Origin of the sequence: Okeania sp. SIO3I5 (assembly GCF_010672085.1) — a bacterium.
Lineage (GTDB): Bacteria > Cyanobacteriota > Cyanobacteriia > Cyanobacteriales > Microcoleaceae > Trichodesmium.
Genome location: NZ_JAAHHT010000147.1, coordinates 1 through 19418, shown reverse-complemented (window position 1 = coordinate 19418; position 19418 = coordinate 1). Strand labels below are relative to the sequence as shown.

13 protein-coding genes are annotated in these 19418 nt (G+C 36.8%); 5 read left to right on the top strand and 8 right to left on the bottom strand.

Annotated elements, in window-relative coordinates; translation table 11 throughout:
• Positions 1-6604, bottom strand: a 6604-nt coding sequence (locus tag F6K40_RS26350) for a DUF4347 domain-containing protein (RefSeq protein ID WP_293140065.1), incomplete at its 3' end; no start/stop codon positions are given.
• Between the two features lie 355 nt (positions 6605-6959).
• Between F6K40_RS26350 and F6K40_RS26345 the strand changes: the two genes are divergently transcribed.
• Positions 6960-7922 carry an aldo/keto reductase gene (locus tag F6K40_RS26345; protein ID WP_293140069.1) on the top strand — a complete coding sequence of 321 codons (963 nt, stop codon included), beginning with the start codon at positions 6960-6962 and terminating at the stop codon, positions 7920-7922.
• A 517-nt stretch (positions 7923-8439) separates the two neighbouring features.
• Positions 8440-9048, top strand: coding sequence for an IS607 family transposase (locus tag F6K40_RS26340; RefSeq protein WP_293140064.1), 609 nt, complete (start codon positions 8440-8442; stop codon positions 9046-9048).
• Positions 9049-9937: 889 nt separating this feature from the next.
• Here F6K40_RS26340 and F6K40_RS26335 read toward each other — a convergent pair.
• Entirely contained in the window at positions 9938-10516 is a 579-nt protein-coding gene (locus tag F6K40_RS26335; RefSeq protein WP_293140063.1) for an ElyC/SanA/YdcF family protein, read from the bottom strand.
• Between the two features lie 958 nt (positions 10517-11474).
• Entirely contained in the window at positions 11475-12146 is a 672-nt protein-coding gene (locus F6K40_RS26330) for a DUF2301 domain-containing membrane protein (protein WP_293140062.1), read from the bottom strand.
• Between the two features lie 86 nt (positions 12147-12232).
• Here F6K40_RS26330 and F6K40_RS26325 point away from each other — a divergent pair, with 86 nt between their 5' ends.
• Positions 12233-12856: a calcium-binding protein gene (locus F6K40_RS26325; RefSeq protein ID WP_293140061.1), complete on the top strand. Its 624-nt coding sequence runs from the start codon at positions 12233-12235 to the stop codon at positions 12854-12856.
• 187 nt (positions 12857-13043) lie between these two features.
• Entirely contained in the window at positions 13044-13325 is a 282-nt protein-coding gene (locus tag F6K40_RS26320; protein ID WP_293140060.1) for a hypothetical protein, read from the top strand.
• Between the two features lie 178 nt (positions 13326-13503).
• Here the strand turns inward: F6K40_RS26320 and F6K40_RS26315 are convergent, their stop codons facing one another.
• The 3 genes from F6K40_RS26315 to F6K40_RS26305 all read right to left on the bottom strand — a co-directional run bounded on the left by F6K40_RS26315 (position 13504) and on the right by F6K40_RS26305 (position 14902).
• Positions 13504-14097, bottom strand: a complete 594-nt coding sequence (locus F6K40_RS26315; protein WP_293140059.1) for a hypothetical protein — start codon at positions 14095-14097, stop codon at positions 13504-13506.
• 186 nt (positions 14098-14283) lie between these two features.
• Entirely contained in the window at positions 14284-14646 is a 363-nt protein-coding gene (locus F6K40_RS26310) for a type II toxin-antitoxin system PemK/MazF family toxin (protein WP_293140058.1), read from the bottom strand.
• Positions 14636-14902, bottom strand: a complete 267-nt coding sequence (locus F6K40_RS26305) for a hypothetical protein (RefSeq protein WP_293140057.1) — start codon at positions 14900-14902, stop codon at positions 14636-14638. The genes F6K40_RS26310 and F6K40_RS26305 overlap by 11 nt, the downstream gene beginning before the upstream one ends.
• Positions 14903-15515: 613 nt before the next feature.
• Between F6K40_RS26305 and F6K40_RS26300 the strand changes: the two genes are divergently transcribed.
• Complete coding sequence (locus tag F6K40_RS26300) at positions 15516-15998, top strand: MerR family transcriptional regulator (protein ID WP_293140056.1); 483 nt, start codon at positions 15516-15518, stop codon at positions 15996-15998.
• A 358-nt stretch (positions 15999-16356) separates the two neighbouring features.
• Here F6K40_RS26300 and F6K40_RS26295 read toward each other — a convergent pair whose 3' ends face one another.
• Together F6K40_RS26295 and rimK are read right to left on the bottom strand one after the other, a co-directional pair.
• A complete protein-coding gene (locus tag F6K40_RS26295; RefSeq protein ID WP_293140055.1) occupies positions 16357-17301 on the bottom strand; it encodes a succinylglutamate desuccinylase/aspartoacylase family protein in 945 nt (314 codons plus the stop codon).
• 278 nt (positions 17302-17579) lie between these two features.
• Positions 17580-18461: a 30S ribosomal protein S6--L-glutamate ligase gene (gene rimK, locus F6K40_RS26290; RefSeq protein WP_293140054.1), complete on the bottom strand. Its 882-nt coding sequence runs from the start codon at positions 18459-18461 to the stop codon at positions 17580-17582.
• Between the last annotated feature and the right edge of the window lie 957 nt (positions 18462-19418).

Here is a 19418-nt window from a genome sequence, read left to right as displayed (position 1 = left end):
AATTACCATCTCCTGAACCGCTACCTTCAGCATTGGAGTCGTAAACACCATTGACTGAACTACTTACTCCGAGATAGAAAGTTCCTGCTTCTGGAGTAGAGAAACTTCCCTTTGAGGAGTCACTAGGGTCAATCTCAAAACCAATATCAAAACCAGTAGAGTCAAACAGTCGCAGTGTGGGTATACCATTGGAAAAACCCTCTTGATCCAATAACTCAGATACATCAAATGTCGCTGTTTCTCCTATATCTAAGTCAAACTTAAATATATCTACATCTCGGTCTTGGATAATATTGGTATTATCTCCTATTTCTCCATTGAAAGTGTAGACTCCTGAATTGGTTAGAGTTAAACCCGTATCGGTAGCATCGGTTATGGTATCATTTGCTTCCTCATTTCCCAAACTCCGACCGATAGTTTCAATGGTTAAGTCATAACTACCAGTGTAGAAATTACCATCTCCTGAACCGCTACCTTCAGCATTGGAGTCGTAAACACCATTGACTGAACTACTTACTCCGAGATAGAAAGTTCCTGCTTCTGGAGTAGAGAAACTTCCCTTTGAGGAGTCACTAGGGTCAATCTCAAAACCAATATCAAAACCAGTAGAGTCAAACAGTCGCAGTGTGGGTATACCATTGGAAAAACCCTCTTGATCCAATAACTCAGATACATCAAATGTCGCTGTTTCTCCTATATCTAAGTCAAACTTAAATATATCTACATCTCGGTCTTGGATAATATTGGTATTATCTCCTATTTCTCCATTGAAAGTGTAGACTCCTGAATTGGTTAGAGTTAAACCCGTATCTGTCGCTTCGACTATAGTATCGTTGGGTTCATCCCCAGTTCGAGAACCTGTAGTTTCAATAGTTAAGTCATAGTTCCCTGTTATAGAACCAGAACCACTAATACCAACGTAGAATGTACCAGTTGCTGTAGCTTGATAAATCTTAGACTCAGGAGTATCTGTATCGAATGATAAAGGAGGATTTCCTGTAGAATCAAACAGTTGTATTTCAGCATTGCCAGCAGGATTACCATTCTCATCAAATATTTGTATGGTTCCAGGTAAGGTGACAGTTTCTCCTGTATCCAAGTCAAACTTAAATAAATCTACATCATCCTTTGGTAATAAATTAGTATTGTCGCCAATTTCACCAGAATATTCGTATGTACCTGGGTTAGTTAAGGTGAGTCCGGTGTGAGTCGCTCGTGTGAGAGTATCGTTTGGTTCTTCAAATGATATTGCGCCCACATTGTCACCTGCTAGTGCTGAGACTGAATAATTTAAGTTAATATCCCGTTGGAATACACCAGCACGGTTAAATACTCCGATAGGAGGAGATGTACTGTTATCGCTTACATAAATCTCGTTATCAACAACAGCAACTCCATTATTAATAAAAGGAATACCAGGGATGATAAAAGAATTAGTAACTATACCTGTATCCGGATTAATTTCTACAAGATTTCCTGAATTGCTATTAGTTGCCAGTAAAGCATTGGGTCCTGTTATTCCTGCGAGTCCTCCACTTAGTGAGACTCCGATATTATTTCCGTCGATATCTAATGTATTAGTAATTTGATCCGTTACAGGATCGAACTCAATAATATCCCCATCTTGTGTATCTAATATGTAGATTTTCCCTTCTAGAACTGCTAAACCATCAAAACCACCTGAATCAGAAATGGGGTCGTTATCTCTTACTCCTCCTGTATCTGGGTTTAGTTCCCATAGTTCGGTACTGGAACCATTATTCTCAACAAAGAATAAACTGTTACCATCAAAAGCTAAACCTTGAGGTCCTGGTGAAAATGTATCGGGAGCTGAGAAACTATTAATTTCTGCCCCTGTTAATGGGTTTAACTCAACTATTTGACGGGAACCATCATCCTTAAAAGCAAATAAACGGTTATCGCTCTCAACTATTCCCATCTCGCGACCAATAGTTTCAATAGTTAAGTTATAGTTGCCTGCTGCAGTTCCAATACCATCACCTTCTATGTTGGGATCGTAATTACTATTTCCCTGACTGCTAATACCAACATAGAAAGTACCTGCTTGCTCAGAATCATAGATACGGTAGTTAGTAGGATCTGATGGGTCTGAAATTAAACTCAATGGTGAACTTCCGGTGGCATCAAACAGTTGAACTTCTGCATTGGTAATATAATTACCGCTTTCATCTAATAATTCTATGTTGACGGGTAAGCGGACTCTTTCTCCCAAGTCTAAGTGTATCTCAAACAAATCTACATCAGCTTCTGGGAGCAAATTTGTGTTGTCGCCGATTTTTCCAGAGAAGTTGAAAGTACCGTGATTTTTCCTGGTAAGTCCTGTGTGAGTAGCTCCTACTCTTGTATCGTTTGGTTCTTCAAATTCAACCGCCCCTGAGTTGTCACCTCCAAGTGCCGACACATTATAATCAAAATCCATTGTGCGTTGGGATGTACCAGAGCGATCGAATACTTCTATTTGAGGAGAAGAATCATTTTTACCTACATAAATCTCATTGTCAATGACAGCTATTCCATCACTGGAGTAAGATATAGGGAAAGAATTAGTAATTGCACCTGTAGTCGGATTAATTTCTAATACTCGTGGTGAGTTGAAATCTATTGCTAGTAAAGCATTCGGTTCTGCAATTGCTCCGAGTCTTCCGCCCAATGATACCCCGTTATTAACTGCATCAATATCTAATGTATTGGTAACAACATCGCTCACAGGATCGAACTCAGTAATGTTATTTCCACTGTCGAGTATATAGACCTTCCCATCAAGAGCAGCTAAACCATTCAAAGTAAATGGGCTTGAGATTAAGTCACTATCGCGGACTTCTCCGGTATCTGGATCGAGTTCCCATAGTTCAGTGTTGGAACTACTACCATCAATTAAGAATAAACTATTACCGTCATAAGCTAAACCTTGAGAACCTGGCGACAGTGTTTCGGGGGATGGGAGACTATTAATTTCTTCTCCTGTTTGAGGGTTTAACTCAACTATTTGAACCAAACCAAAACCATCATCCTTAACAGCAAATAAGCGATCGCTCTGGGTCTCCCCCATCTGGCGACCAATAGTTTCAATGGTTAAACCATATTTTCCTGGGGTTCCTGAACCGCTACCTGCTTGGTTAGAGTTATAACTCGTGTTACCATCACCGCTAATACCAACATAGAAAGTACCTACTTGCTGAGAATCAAAGACAGTATACTCATAGTAGTCATTAGATGGCTCTGAAGATAAAGGGACTACAGTTCCTTGATCATCAAACAGTCGGACTTCTGCATTAGCAGTGCCAGAAAAAATATATTCTTCTAATAATTGTATATTTTTGGGTATGCGGACTGTTTCTCCCAAATCTAAGTGTATCTCAAATAAATCTACATCATCTTCTCGTGGCAGATTGGTGTTATCGCCGATTTCACCAAAGAAGCTGAAAGTACCGTGGTTGTTCTGGGTTAATCCTGTATGTGTGGCTCGTTGTATAGTATCGTTGGGTTCTTCGTAGACATCATCGTTCACTAATGCTAAACCACCACCTTCTGATATTCCTGTATTGCCAACACTTGTTGCTTGTGCCGTTGATACATCTATCTCATACAGTAAGGTATCCCCATCCCGTTTTGCATACAATACATTTTTTTCTGCATCAAAAGCTAATCCTGCATCTTGCCATGATGATATTCCCGTATCTCCAATAGTAGTCCATTTATTGGTATCATTGCTATTGGGGTCGTAAAACAGCAAATCTTGACTCTCACCTAAACCATAGACTCCTCCATTACCAAAACTGAGTCCGTCCAAAGATACAGGAGGAGCATCTAATACTGAAATACGGTTTCCTGTATTTGGATTGATGGTAAAGAAGTTATTTGTTTCTACTCCATAGATAATATTGTTAGTAGGGTCGTACGCTAGTCCGTTACCATCAAAAATTCCACCAATTGAATTAGTAGCGCTGCCATCAGCATTGATTTTTAATAAGTCTAAACTGCCACCATAGAGGAAACTTGAGCTATTGCTTGGAGCTAGACCAACATTTGCCGGACTTACATTATTGTCGTTGCTGCCAATAAGAGTAGAATCACCTGTGGTTGTATCCAGAATGTACAAACCTTCATCGTTTGCAGCATTATCTTGACTAAAGTACAATTTACTTTGAGTTCCTCCCGTCTGACGACCAATAGTTTCAATGGTTAAGTCATATTTGCCTGGAGTTCCAGCAGAACCGCTGCCTTCTATGTTCAGGTCATAACCACTGTTACCATCACCACTAATACCAACATAGAAAGTACCTGCTTGCTTAGCTTGGTAAATAATATAGTTGCCGTCATCAGGATCGGGAAAGTCTATGAAATTTAAGGAATCAAATATTTGTACTTGTGCATCACCAATATCATTGTCACTTTCGTCTAATAAGTCGATAGTTTGTGGTAAGCGGAGGCGATCGCCTATATCTAAGTCAACTTTAAATAAATCAACATCTTTTTCAGGATCTACGTTGGGGTTATCGCCTATTTCACCAGAATAGCTGAAAGTACCGTCGTTGTTAATAGTTAATCCAGTGTGAGTAGCTCGTAATAAAGTATCGTTGGGTTCTTGTATCATTATGGGAACTGCTCCAAATTCAAAAGCTCCAATATCGGGGTTGCTATCTCGTCCAGCACCTCGTTGGTCGTTATTTTCGTTAGTATTGCCAGCATCAATAGCAGGACTATTTGCTAGCAAAGCATGGGTTTCAGTTGGTCCACCATTGTCTTGTAGGGGACCGATTTGGGGATCGAGAGGAGTAGTGTTATTTCCAGTTTGGTCTCCTATTTGATTAAATAGTCCTATAGTATCGTTACCAATCAAATTATAACCGTTGCTGGTAAAATTGCCATCACCCTCAATATCTTTGTTGTTATAGTTGCCAGCAATGATGCTGTTACCAAGGACTGCTATTCCATCATATGTTCTAGCCTCAAAACTGCTATAGTAGGAAGAGTTAAACAGACCACTTCCTTGAGATGTAGCTGTATTTCCTGAGATTGTACTACTATTGACCGCAACTATTGATGCATAGTTCAATATTCCGCCACCTTCTGTTGCTGAGTTTCCACTTATAGTGGAATTGCTTATGGTAACGGTCTCAAAGAACGACCTGTTTAAATAAATACCACCACCTTTTTCTGCTGAATTATTGTTAATGGTGCTGTTATTAATTTGAGCTATAGCTGGTGCATTTATCCCACCCCCAGAATTAGTGGCTGAATTTCCCCGAATGCTGCTATCACTTATATTAAGGCCGAGTCCTATACCAGCAATACCACCGCCATTTTTGGCAAAATTACCACTAATGGTACTGTTTATAATATTGGTTTCGGCATCGATGGTTTCTGCTCCTTGGTGAATAATGCCACCACCACTAGAGGTTGCTGAGTTACTGCTTATAATGCTGTTAGTTATATTGAGTACACTTTCTACATTAGTAATACCACCACCAGCAGTTGCTGAGTTATCAGTGATACTACTATTTTCAATGTTGATGACTGTGCCCTTAAATTCCCCATTATAATTACCGGCCATATTGCCAATACCACCACCGGAGTTACTAGCAGAGTTACCGCTGATTGTGCTATTTGTTAATTCTAATGTACCACCAGCGTTTACTAGAATTCCACCACCATTATCATCGTGATACGGGAATGAAGCTGTAACGACCCCACCAGTAACTACCGCATTCTCCAATTTCAGGGAAGCATCTTCTATAACATTAAACACCCGATCGCCTAACCCACTTATTCCTCCAGCATCAATAGTAGCTTTGACATTCCCCAAGGTTTGAATAACTATCTCACCATTATTCTTAATATCTAAATCCCCAGTCTCAGAATTATCTTCCTCACTACCTGTTATCGTCAAAGTGTAGGTTTCCCCACCAACTAGATTAATTGTGTCATCTCCGGCAGTATTGTTAGCAGCAATTATTGCTTCGCGCAAACTAATCTCACCATCCGTACCTGGGTCAGACAGTAAAGCATTAATACTACTGGTGTCTCCATCTACATTATCGTCAGTAATACCAACATTGATCTGTGCCAGTCTTCCACTATATGCTTGACACACTTCAGCACTAAAAACTATTGGTGTAGAAACTTTTCCACAACTTACTTCTAAATTCCAGTCTCCACCCAATCTAGCATTACCAGTAGGTGTGGCCGATGCAGCAATATTTGCCCCAGTCAATTCCTGCAATTTTTGGATAAAGACTAAATCTGCTGCCACCTTACATCCATAAATTAAGATGTCAGCATTATCGTCTAATCTTTGCCCCCACTGCTGTAACTGCTCAGTATAGTTTTCTATAGTCTCCAGATTAAGTTCACTATTACCTAGATACAGACAACCAGAAGTTCCGTGGGACAGAATATGAACAGCTTTGACTCCCTGGTTGCGAACCAAAGTTTCAGTAATTTGTTGAATACCGTCGCGGTAGGTATCCAGGAGCACAATTTTAATATTGTGATTTATTCCACGAACAAGAGTTTGATAATCTTTAACAGTTGGATCTATAAATAGAATAGACTGAGTTATATCTAACAATTTTGAAGCCATATATTTTCCTCTATTTAAAATAAAATATTTGTCTAGATATATTTAATACTTCATCTGTTCGCTCTAACCTTTCTTTAGTCTAACTGTTTTATAGCAAAAACAACAAGTTTTCATAATAAAAGTATATGATTTTCAGTAAAATGTCCACAGTATAATCACTGGTCTTATATATGAAAAAATAATGACAAATCGGTAATTACTTAAATATGTTTTTGGGACTCAATAAATATACTGAAAAACTCAATAATATCCACAAATAAGAACATCATTAGTATTTCAAGATTAATTATTTGTCTTGACTTTATGCACGATATGTTATAGCTGTACTTGTAGTCAAAATAACTAGGAGACCATGATGGAGACACGAGCATTAGGCACATCTGAAATTAAAATTACTCCTATCATTATGGGGACATGGCAAGCGGGAAAACGTGGATGGGCAGATATTGAAGATTCTGAGGTTATTAAAGCAATTAGAGAAGCTTTTGATGCAGGTATTACCACAATTGATACTGCTGAAGTTTACGGAGATGGTTACTCAGAAAGAATTGTGGCTCAAGCATTGGGAGATGTCCGAGAACAAGTGGTTTTAGCAACTAAAGTTTTTGCTAATCATATGAAATATGACCAAGTAATAGAAGCTTGCGATCGCTCTCTGAAAAATCTCAATACTGATTATATTGACCTCTATCAAATTCATTGGCCTTCTGGTGCTTTTAAGAGTGAAATTGTACCAATTGAAGAAACAATGAATGCTCTAAATAAGTTGAAAGAACAGGGTAAAATTAGAGCAATTGGTGTTTCTAATTTCTCAAGGGAACAAATAGCAGAAGCAGCTCAATATGGTCAAATTGATAGTTTACAACCACCCTATTCTTTATTCTGGCGAAAAATAGAAAAAGAAGAAATGCCTTACTGTATTGAAAATAAGATTTCTATTATTGCTTATTCATCTTTAGCTCAAGGTTTGTTAACAGGTAAATTCGGACCAGATCACAAATTTGCGGAAGGCGATAATCGTGCTAACAATACACTATTTTCCATTAAAGAAAACTACGAACGAGTACAAACAGCTTTAGAAAAACTACGCCCCATTGCTGAAAGGAAACAATGTACTATGGCTCAATTAGCGATCGCCTGGTTAATTGCCCAACCCCAGACAAATGCTATCGTTGGAGCGCGAAATGCAGAACAAGCAACTGCTAATGCAAAAGCTGCGGATGTGAAATTATCCTCAGATGAAGTAGCAGAAATTGATGCTATTGGGCGGATAGTTACGGATAATTTAGACGATCGCCCCGTTATGTGGGATTTTTAAAGAAGCGATCGGCGATGTTCACAAGTAATAAGTAATAAGTAATAAGTAATGAGTAATGAGTAATGAGTAATAAGTAATAAGTAATACCTCTTCCTGAAGTCAGAGAATTCAAAAAATGATGAATACGCAAGAATTTTTCTTCATAAATGAAGAGGCTTTAAACCAACATCAACGGGCTTGATTTTACTTATTACTTATTACTTCTTATATCATGTCCGGATAATTAGTGATAAAAAAAGTTCCATCTTCAACCATTACCAAATCTTCCCACACTTCCCACACTCCCCACACTCCCCACCCTCCTCCCTCGTTATTTATAACTATTCAACCGGACATGATATTACTTCTTACTTAAGCTCGAAGGGCTTCTGGTAAATCTATCATTAGTATATCTCCAGAGAAGAGGAAGTAGGGAGTAGGGAGTAGGGGAAAAAATCCCTGTTCCCTTTTTTCTGGAGATGTCTATTGAACAAAAAAGTTAAACATAATTATATATTTATTGTGATATACTCTATATATGTCTAACTTATTAACTGTATCTGAAGCAGCAGAACTGCTAGGAGTATCAACAAAAACAATCAGACGATGGGAAAATGAAGGACGGATCAAATCAATCCGTACCGAAGGTGGTCATCGTCGTTTTACCGTTACTGACTTAATTGGTAACAAACAAGATAATTCTTTGACTGTTGCCTATACCAGAGTCAGTAGTCATGAGCAAAAAGATGATTTGGAACGTCAAAAAATAGTGTTGGAAGCTTACTGCGCCAAACAAGGTTGGTCATTTGAGGTAATATCAGATTTTGGTAGTGGCTTAAACTATCGCAAAAAAGGTTTAATTAAACTGATCAAGCTGATTTGTTCAGACCAAGTAGAACGATTGGTCTTGACTAACAAAGAGAGATTGCTGAGATTTGGTAGTGACTTGATATTTACTTTGTGTGAAATATTTGGTACAGAAGTAGTGATTATTAATCGTTCGGAAGATTCTAGCTTTGAGGAAGTCTTAGAACAAGATGTGATAGAAATAATTACAATTTTCTCTGCTAGACTTTATGGCTCAAGAAGCCATAACAACAAGGAAATTGTCAAGCAATTGAAAGAGATAGCTAAACAGTTAAAATGAAATTAATAAAGACTAAACTGCAAGTCAATAATACCAGTTTGATAAATGTTTGCTACAAATATCTAGGTTTTTTTAGGAGTCATATCATGTCCGGATAAGAGCGCTCCGCAAAAAACTTTCTCTTCATTTATAGCTTAAAATTCCCTCCTCTTCCCTTATAACTCATAACTCATAACTCATAACTCATAACTCATAACTCATAACTCATTACTCATTACTCATAACTCATTACTCATTACTCCTCCATTTTTATTTATAACTATTCAACCGGACATGATATCAGGAGTCGTAGGGGCTTTCCGGCCGTTCCCCCGTACAGGAGTAAAATGGGAATAGCTTTGATGCCATTCTTAGTTCATAAATTATTTAATTCGTCAAAGAGACATCTCCTGTAAAGTATTTTTATCGCCCTTATTATTCGTAAGATTCTTTTTTTACCGAAATAATTAATAATTAAACAATTAAATAATTAGATAATTCAGGTTTAAAGCCTCCCCTTTCAAGGGGAAAAAGCGGTGGCGAGTGCTACGCATAACTACGTTAACGGCTGTCGCCGACATGAAAAGCGGAGCTTCCCGAAGGGTGGGATGGATGGGTTCCCGGCGCCATATCCAATCTCCCGAAAGAGAAATAAATTTTTTCATTTTAGTCAATCCTCTCCCTTTTAGGGAGAGGTAATTATCAATTATCAATTATCCATTATCCATTATTGAAGCTTGGTATAACCAAAAAAAAATACTGGTGGCTAAAGCTGAAGTTAAGTCAATTAATGCTTGGTATCATTATAATACCAAGGAAGGAAGTAAGCCCTTTTCAGCTTTCATCAAAAGTGTCAAACCCGATATTATTAGGCATAACGGGCGGAATCGATACTTGCACAGGAGATACATTAGGATTTCCAGTTAACAAAGCGGGTATAAAAATAGGCGATCGCTTCCACAATAACAGTCCGCATACCTTCACTCGACTGCCACCATCTGTGAGGATTATAATTTTTGGGTTCGAGAGTAATCACACCTACCTGAATATCTGGACTAAAAACATTCCGATAAATCATCCAGCTACGACGAGAGTGGGGTCCTAAAGAATAGATATTGATAGAGTTGACTTTGAGATTAGAAGTTTGTAACCATTCTTTTACTGCCATAGCAGAAGCAGTAGTGCGATATTTGGTAACTTGAGGAGTGGGTACAGCAACCACTCTGTCTGGATCGACACCCCAGATAATCAAGGTTGCTGCTGTTAGTTCGGCAAAGTTGTCATATTCTGATAGATAAAATCCCTTACCTATGGGTGTACCTGTGGTAATTAATTTTTGATAAGCACCCCGATTAAATTCTGCGATCGCCGATTTTACTGCATAGTCTGACATCCAACCTTCAACTATTAGTAAATCAGCTTCTATAGGAGAGGTTACTGCTAAGAATGAGTAAATATTCCAGCAGCACATCACTATTAGATAGATCATTCATCCTAGAGTTAATATCAGTAACTGAATTGTTGAAGTTAATTTTTCCAGCCATTTTAAGAGATAATTTTTAAATTGGTTTTGCTGGTTATTTTTCGGTGACATTAATATATAGCTGAAATCAAAAGTAGGGGCTTGCTGGCTATTCGCCCCTTTATTTAAGGTTTGCGGAAAAAAGCAGAGTGCCGCTACGCGGAATTCACAATTCAAAATTCAAAACTCAAAATTCAAAATTCATGCATTCTTGGTTAGTAAGGCTTTGAGGATTTTGTAACTGGTCAGTTATTTCTGCCATCCTGCAACAGTTTGAGGAGGGTGAGAAGTGAATTCTTTTTTCCCTTCTTTAGCAAAAAATTAAGGTATAAAGCCTCTCCATTTATGAATAAAAAAGCGGTTGAGGGATGGATGGGTTACCGGCGCCATATCCAATCGACCAAGAGAAGAAAAAAAATTCCTTTTAGGCAATCCTCTTTTTTATAATAAGAGGTAATTATTAGAAACTGTTTGTAAAATAAGTCTTAAGAGAGTTGTTGAGTCACTAAAATCTAAAAGTAAAAGGTACTTCAAGAGATTGAAATTTTTGAATATAGAGGTGGAAAGGTATATATATTCCCTTTATTTTAACTCTTCAATACTTGTCTTAATTTCTTCCTCCCTATTCCCTATTCCCAGTTACGTGTTCCCAGTTAAGTGTTCCGTAAGCATTCAGCGGTCAGCTATCAGCTATCAGCTTCTTTTCCTTTAAAATCCTTTAAAATAGGAAAAAGCAGTTAAGAGGTTTCAAAGAATTAAAAGTATGGGTAAAAGTCCATCAATTAACCTTAATACCTCTATTGAGCTACATCGTTCATTTTTATTGCTGAGAGCTGACAGCTAATAGCTGAGTGCTTACCCTGTTCCCTATCTCCTTTTTATATTTCCTGATACATTCAGTCTATTAATTATTAATTGTTAATTATTAATTATTAATTATTGAAGATTCCCTCTTTAAGTGTAAATATTCAAAAACACTCTTATCTCCAATATCAGGAGGTATTGGTTGAAATGCCTTTCGGATAGCAAAAATTATAAATAGAAACACCCAAGTTCCTAATAAAAATTCTTTCATTTCAACTGATAGAAAACCAACTAGATGAGACAAGAGTAAAAAAGGCACTAAAGGTGTGAGGAATTTAGTTTCCAGACGGTTAAAACAAAAAGCTTCTTTGAAATAAATACCAGTCAAAGCAGCAAAGGTAAAACCTACGCCGAAAATAGTAACTGGATTGTTGTAAACTATTAAGGCAAGGGGATCCCTACTGTTAATTGCTAAGATTACCGTAGTAATGGCCCCTATTAACCAAAATAGCTGGAGTAGTCGGTGTAAACTGGCCATATAAATATGGATAGTGGCCAAACTTACACCTAAAGCTAGACAAAAACAGCCAATTAGGGGTGTAAGTGCTTGAATAACGGTTGGATTTTCACCTTGCCATAAGACTAGGACACTTCCTAATGCAAAACTAAGAGCAGCTATCATTAAGCCACTACGGTAAATAATTACACCAAGGCGATCGCTTTTAGTTATGGTAAAATCTCCGAACTGTCCTTGATAAACTATTGGTTCTGGAGACTCTAGTATTTGTGTCATAGTTTACTCGTAAGATAGATTAACCGAATTTTTTTTATTCTATATATTCTTTAATCATAAATAAACCTGTATCGGGTAAGAATTTTATGCCAAAATCTAATCAAAGACAAAATAAAAATAAGTCTCAACCTAATACCAGCGAGCTAAAACCAATTGAAATTGATGAGACTATTGTATCAGGGAAAACTTCTAAGTTGAATGGTGGAGAAAATTTAAGTATAACTGTGCCTATTGAGGATTTTTTACACCAGATAGGTGCTTTTCAAGGGATAGAAGATGATGATGAAGCAGAAAAAGTTCATTGGGAAGTTTTTGAACAAAAGTTAGAAGAACTTCTCGGCACTACAGATTTAGAAGTTAATCAAACTAATTTAAAAAAGTATTTCAAGTATCTCAAGCAAAATCTGGCAATTCCTTGTTTAGTTACAGGTATGGAAGAATTTGAATGGGAAGAATATTATACTATGGGTGATGGAAGTCAAAAAGAATATCAAAAATTAAAAAAGACAAAACCATCTTATACAGATCAATTTAATCTGTTGAAATTAGATGATAAATTAGATGTCAAAGATGGAATTTTAGCTACATTGGAACGGACTACAGATAATCGAAAGTTTACATTGTCATTGGCTGAGTTAGAAGCGGTTGTAGAAGATTCTCCTAATGCTGAATTATTAGAAGATTATGCGATGTGGTTTTTTAGTTATTGATCGGCATTATGAATTTAGAATTAATAATTTATAGTTTAGAATTAAAATATAAATCTAAGAATTTAGAATTAAAAAGTGCTTAATTTGTTAATTTATTAATTAAACAATTCATTAATTTAATAATTCTGCATTCTAAAATTCTAAATTCTTGAAATAAAAGTAATATTTTATGATAATAGAGTGAATAATGGAAGCTTTTAATCTAACTCCTCCCCAATGGACTGAATCGGCAATTCATAGCTTTGATTTCCGTTGTCCTAAATGTGGGGCAAGTACAATGGAAGCACAGGCAGTATGGATTAATCGGCGATCGCCTGTGTATACAGAAAATAGTCGTCGCAAATGGCAAGAGTTTTATCATTGTCATTGTAATGCTACTTGGTGGGGTTGGAGTAGCGATCGCCCACCTTCTAAGTATGCTCGTAGTGAACAAGATGATGATATTAGTGATTTGGATATGGATTTTTAAGTCAAAATAGGGAACAGGGAACAGGGAACAGGGAACAGGGGAAAAAAATTAGTAAATAGAAATTGTCTTTTCCCACTTCTGCGATCGCCTGCTCCTGTTGTCTGTGGTGCTGCGCAAAGGGAAAATTTAAAAATTTAGGTGTTGGTTGAAGTCACAATAAGTGTTCAACTATTACTTATTACTTATTACTTAAAGTGTCTGAAACTTTGGTATTATTTTTTTGTCTAATACCCCGTCTTCCCCAAGGTTTTAAAAAGGAAATAATAAAGATGAAAACCAGACTCACAATTTGAATTGAACCACCAATAATTATTGCTTTTGTATCAAACATAAACAAAGGATTACTCAATGCTTTTAACCTTTCAGTATCAGAAATAGCTGTCATTGCATCAGTCCAAGGAACTAACCAATAAGAACCAAAAATAACTAATGTGACAGTCATAACCCACTTAGTAATTACCCAATAAAATTTAAAAAATCCCCAAGTTGTTAACCAACAAAGCAAGGTTGCGGTTAGTAAAGTTGTATTAGCAGTTGGAATAATTATCCAGTCATCTAATAATTTGATAACTGAATTAATTGCGTAAAGTTCATCACCGTTAGTGGTGTTAAGATTACTAATAGTCATAACCAGCATCGAAAGGGCAGTACCAAACCAAATTGCTCCAGAAATAACATGAGCAGATATGAGCCAATTTTTTTGGTTTCCTGTTAGTCTAATTCCTGGTTTCTGATTGTTTTTCTCTTTAGGTAAGACAGATTGATTAGTCATAGTTGATCTCCTGGTTATATCTATTTATTTATGATAGCGATCGCTCCTAAAGTTTAACCCATAAATGGCAATATTTCGCTTTCTTTCTCTTTCTATAGCTTCTATCCTTTGCTTATCAAACAAGCGATAAAGTTAAACGTTTGTATCAATAAAGTTCATAAATACTAAAAATATCTTAGGTAAAATTCAACCATCATATTCTACCAATAAAGCAATACCTGTGGATATTTTATTCATAATTTCACCTGAACAAATACCGATTTTTTTGACTAATCTTTGCAAATCGATTCCTCTGATTTGCAATAGATCGACACTAGAAATTTTGGTTAAATTATTTTCTAAATCCGGTTCTATTTTGATATGCCAACTATCATTTTCAAAATAATTTTTCCAATCAGTTATTGGTGCAATTAATTTAATTGGTAATCTCCCAATCCCATCAGAACTAATGATAATTGCCGGACGAACTTTTTTAATTTCTGTTCCAATCGTTGGGTCAAAATTTGTTAGCCAAATCTCTCCCCGTTTGGCTGAATGATTATTGCTCATGTAATTCATCCCAAGTTTGTAATTCTTGCCATTCTCTGTCTTGCTGATAATGTTCTAACATTTTTTCAGCTTGCTTTGCTAAAATTTCACGTCTTTTTTCTAACGGTAATTTGATTAAATAACTGGCATCTGTTTCATCTTTTTGTTGGAGGTAATTCAAGAAATCTAAGGCTATTTGTAGTCGTTCTGGAGAAAGATTTACTAACTTTTCTTTGGCTGTTTTAAGTATTGTTGGATCTGTTGAGTTTAATGACATTTTGGTTTAATCCTAAAAAAATATAGATGAGAAGACTATAGTAGTTTGAATCGATTATATTATTATAGTTTATAAGTTAGTTTATAAGTAAAGTTAAAATAACTCAATATGTCTCGAAAAGATACCTACCATTACCTGGTTAAATCTGCACCTTCTCTGGATCTGTGTCTATATTGCTCCAGAAATAACATGAGCAGATATGAGCCAATTTTTTTGGTTTCCTGTTAGTCTAATTCCTGGTTTATGATTTTTTTTCTCTTTAGGTAACGCAGACTGATTAGTCATAGTTTATATTTTGATTAATTTTATTAATTTATGATAGCGATCGCTCCTAAAGTTTAACTTGATAAATTGCAACTTTAATTATAGAACTCCTAAGCCGATCTTTTGAGGAAGTTGAAGTTTGAAACCTCTCGGTTCAGATGTGGGACTTCAAGGTTTCAGCTTTGGGCCATCTCAGTTGACTCCTACCCTAAACACTCATACTTTTAAGCGCAGACTCTCTTGTTGACAAAACCAATAATTTGGTTTATCTTTGTTTTTAGGTTAAATCCTGTAAATGTTATAGTAAGAAAGTAAGCTTTACTATTGGCCAAGAGTTGAGGTAAGAATCATGGGTACTAAACAAGCGTCTATTTTATTAGGTATCTCTCGTCAACGTTTATTAGTTTTACTTGCTCAAGGAAGAGTCAAAGGAGCTAAAAAAAATGGTAGATTCTGGAAAATTCCAGTATCTAAAAGTGGAATGCCGAGAATAATTCCCGCTCGGCGCGGTCCCGAAGGTATCTGGCGCAAGCAACAAGCGAAGAAAGCACAAATGATTCATGTTAATCAACACAACATTCAAGGTAATAAAGGAAAGCCTCCAGAGCAATTTCAACCAGTAGTGTCTCTCAAAGACAGCAAGCGCAACGATTATGGTTATGAGTTATATATTTCAGGTCCTTGCTATATCGTGTATCGACCTTACAAACCAGCAAATTGTGGTGCTCATGTCTGGATTGAGACTTATGAGGCAGTGCAATTTCTAGATACTGAATTTAACCTAGATCCAAGTACTGCAAGGGAACCGAGCAAACAACTTGGCTTAGTTTAACTGGTTTCATTCGTCACGCTTGTTCGTCACAAAAAAATATTTATTCGCTGTGAGCAGCTTAACTGACAATAACTTCAGCAGGTTTTGTGCTGCTTGTTTGTGGGAAATCGTCATTTCAGTTATCAGTTATCAGTTATCAGTGCCTCGCGAAATAAGGAGGCTTGAAATACAGAATCTTCTTTTTTTATCCTCTTAAAATTAGGAGGCGTAACTACCTACCTAAATTTTTCGGTAATCAGTGAGCGCCTATACTGGTTAATCCAATATCAAGAATTTAACTGTCACGATTTTCTACAGTTTTTTTCGTACGGTTATATATTACAGTCAATTCTCCTGACTTCTGACTACTCAATCAATATTATTCCTCTAAAACTGCCAGATGCACGATCGCGTCACCTTGATTAACCAAAGGATTTTGTAAACTACCGATAACCATACCTGCACAAGGAGCATTAACAGTAGTATTTTGTTCGCCAAAAGCATCTGAAATCACACCTAATAATTGCTTTTTCATAACTTTCTGACCCAATTCCACATATAGTCGCAATATTCCACCGCGAGCAGATCGTACCCATTTAGTCTGATTCACTTCTAGAACTGGTTGTGGTTCCGGGTAAATTTCTCGTGGGTACATATTTAAACTCGCCATTACCCGCATGATACCTTCTACTCCTACTTGAATTGCATTCTCATCAAAGCGCAATGCTTCTCCTGCTTCATACAATAATGTAGGAATACCTTGTTTAGCAGCGGCCTCCCGCAGGGAACCATCTCTACTTTGGGAATGAATTGTTACTGGTGCCGCAAAAGCGTTTGCACATTCATAAGTTTCAGGATCGTGAAGGTTAGCACGAATTTGTGGTAAATTTTTGCGATGGTATGAGGCGGTATGTAAGTCAATACCGTGGGTAGATTTGCTAACAATTTCTTCCATAAATAAACGAGCTAAACGACTGGCAAGGGAACCTCTTTTTGAACCAGGAAAAGAACGATTTAAGTCACGGCGATCGGGTAAATAGCGAGATTGTTCTATAAAGCCAAATATATTCACAATTGGCACAGCAATTAATGTACCTTTTAATAAAGATGGAGAAATTTTTTGTAATACTTGACGAATAATTTCTATACCATTAACTTCATCACCATGAATAGCAGCACTTAACCAAAGTATTGATCCTCGATCGCTACCATTTATGACTGTAACTGGTAAAGTAATTAAGGTTTGAGTAGGTAGACGTGCTATGGGTATTTCTATGAGTTGTCTTTTTGCTAGCGGAATGACTGAACCACCTATTTCTATCATTTTTTAGTATAGCAGGGAATAGGGAATAGGGAACAAGGAACAGTTGGAAAAACATTTCCTATCTCCATTTTTTAAGGTACTGATAACTGATAACTAATACCGTTTCACTGAATTCAGAATTTAGAATTTAGAATTCATAATTCCAGATTTGATAGGCTAAAAACTCTGATAATCACAACAGTTTCAGGCAATTATTTGACATTTAAAGTTTGAAACTATTTGTGACATCCTTACAGTAAATTAGTATAACTGATTCAACCTTCAATGCGATCGCGCACTTAACCTTTTTGTGCATTCTTCTCTAAAAATTCTATTATCTTACCAGAAACATCTACTTTTGTAGCAGTTTCTATTCCTTCTAAACCAGGGGAAGAATTCACTTCCATCACGACTGGGCCACGATTAGAACGTAATAAATCTACCCCCGCAACTCTTAACCCCATTGCTTTAGCTGAACGGGTAGCAGTTGAGCGTTCTTCTGGACTCAATCTAATTTTTTTTGCTGTACCACCTCGATGCAAATTTGAGCGAAATTCTCCTTCTGCTCCTTGTCTTTTCATAGCTGCTATTACTTTATCTCCTACTACAAAACATCGCAAATCTGCACCACCTGCTTCTTCAATAAATTCCTGTACTAAAATATTAGCATCCAAGCCACGGAAAGCTTCAATAACTGATTTAGCTGTTTGATAAGTTTCAGCTAAAACTACTCCTATTCCTTGAGTTCCTTCTAATAATTTAATTACCAAAGGAGCGCCACTAACAGTATTAATTAAACCATCAATATCTTTAGTTGAATGAGCAAAACCAGTTACGGGTAATTCTATTCCTTCTCTTGCTAATAATTGTAAACAATGTAATTTATCGCGAGACCGAGAAATAGCTTGAGAAGGATTTGCCGTAAAAACTCCCATCATTTCAAACTGTCTAACTACAGCGGTACCGTAAAATGTTTGAGAAGCACCAATGCGAGGAATAATAGCATCAAATCCTTCTAAAGATTCACCCATATAAATAACTTGAGGATTCATAGAAGTAATATTCATATAACAGCGCAGGTAATCAATAACCTCAACTTCGTGACCGCGTTCAACTCCTGCTTCTACTAATTTTCTGGTAGAATAAAGAGTTGGTTCAATAGATAAAATAGCTATTTTCATTTTGTTTTTTTCTACTTTTTTTTAACTAGAATATCGGGTTTAATGTCTCCTATTTCCAGGAGATAAAAAATAAAATTCAGTATTTCAAGTCTTCCTATTGTACGAGGTACTTTTAACTGATAACTGATAACTTAAATTACCTTATTTTTGACTAATTTTTGAGTTTTTCTCTAAATTTCCAGCTTTTAACTTTTGAGATAGTGCGTTATATTAATTCCCAAAAAGCGTGAGGTACAAAATTCTTTGGTTTTAGGGAACAGGGAACAGGGAACAGGGAACAGGGAACAGGGAATAGGGAATAGGGAATAGGGAGTAGTAATTCTCATTCCGTAGAAATAGATAAAGAAGAAAAACAACTGTACCTCCGAGAGCTTGGGAAACGCTATATATCAATTCCCATGCATTAATGCGATACTTCAGCTCTACTTCAACATCTAAATAGTTACTAAGATTTAAAGTCTTTTTTTGACGATTTAAGGCAGGTTAGTAGTTATTATTCGTACGGTCGTTTAGCTGACGCACAACTTTCCATTTGTCATGCTCCGCAAACGTTAACGCTCAGCGACATGGAATAGGAGCATTCCCTATACGAAAACGCATTAATGCTCAAGCAACGTCCCTACCTCTCCCCCCTCCTCCCACACGAACCAACTTCCCACACGAACCAACTTCCCACACGAACCAACTTCCCACACCTCGCACACCTCCTCACCTCCTCACCCGATCGGGTATAGCATTCTTTTTGAGAAATGGTATAAGTAGGAGTGGGTTCCGCGTTAACTTTCCTGGCGGGAAGTCCCGCGCTCTCCATTCCCCCTAACCCCCCTTTGGAAGCTATGCTTTATAAACATTTTTCTTAACATAAAACTTGACAACATAGACAAGTTATGTTTTAGTCTTGAATCGGCTTTTTCAGGAGAAAAGTGTATTGAAAAACACACTTTTTTATGAATGTAG

Coding starts and splice junctions, on each gene's coding strand:
- F6K40_RS26340 (WP_293140064.1), top strand. CDS start 8,440: ATGTCTAACTTATTAACTGTATCTGAAGCAGCAGAACTGCTAGGAGTA.
- F6K40_RS26320 (WP_293140060.1), top strand. CDS start 13,044: ATGGAAGCTTTTAATCTAACTCCTCCCCAATGGACTGAATCGGCAATT.
- F6K40_RS26330 (WP_293140062.1), bottom strand. CDS start 12,146: ATGACACAAATACTAGAGTCTCCAGAACCAATAGTTTATCAAGGACAG.
- F6K40_RS26310 (WP_293140058.1), bottom strand. CDS start 14,646: ATGAGCAATAATCATTCAGCCAAACGGGGAGAGATTTGGCTAACAAAT.
- F6K40_RS26335 (WP_293140063.1), bottom strand. CDS start 10,516: ATGATCTATCTAATAGTGATGTGCTGCTGGAATATTTACTCATTCTTA.
- rimK (WP_293140054.1), bottom strand. CDS start 18,461: ATGAAAATAGCTATTTTATCTATTGAACCAACTCTTTATTCTACCAGA.
- F6K40_RS26300 (WP_293140056.1), top strand. CDS start 15,516: ATGGGTACTAAACAAGCGTCTATTTTATTAGGTATCTCTCGTCAACGT.
- F6K40_RS26305 (WP_293140057.1), bottom strand. CDS start 14,902: ATGTCATTAAACTCAACAGATCCAACAATACTTAAAACAGCCAAAGAA.
- F6K40_RS26295 (WP_293140055.1), bottom strand. CDS start 17,301: ATGATAGAAATAGGTGGTTCAGTCATTCCGCTAGCAAAAAGACAACTC.
- F6K40_RS26325 (WP_293140061.1), top strand. CDS start 12,233: ATGCCAAAATCTAATCAAAGACAAAATAAAAATAAGTCTCAACCTAAT.
- F6K40_RS26345 (WP_293140069.1), top strand. CDS start 6,960: ATGGAGACACGAGCATTAGGCACATCTGAAATTAAAATTACTCCTATC.
- F6K40_RS26315 (WP_293140059.1), bottom strand. CDS start 14,097: ATGACTAATCAATCTGTCTTACCTAAAGAGAAAAACAATCAGAAACCA.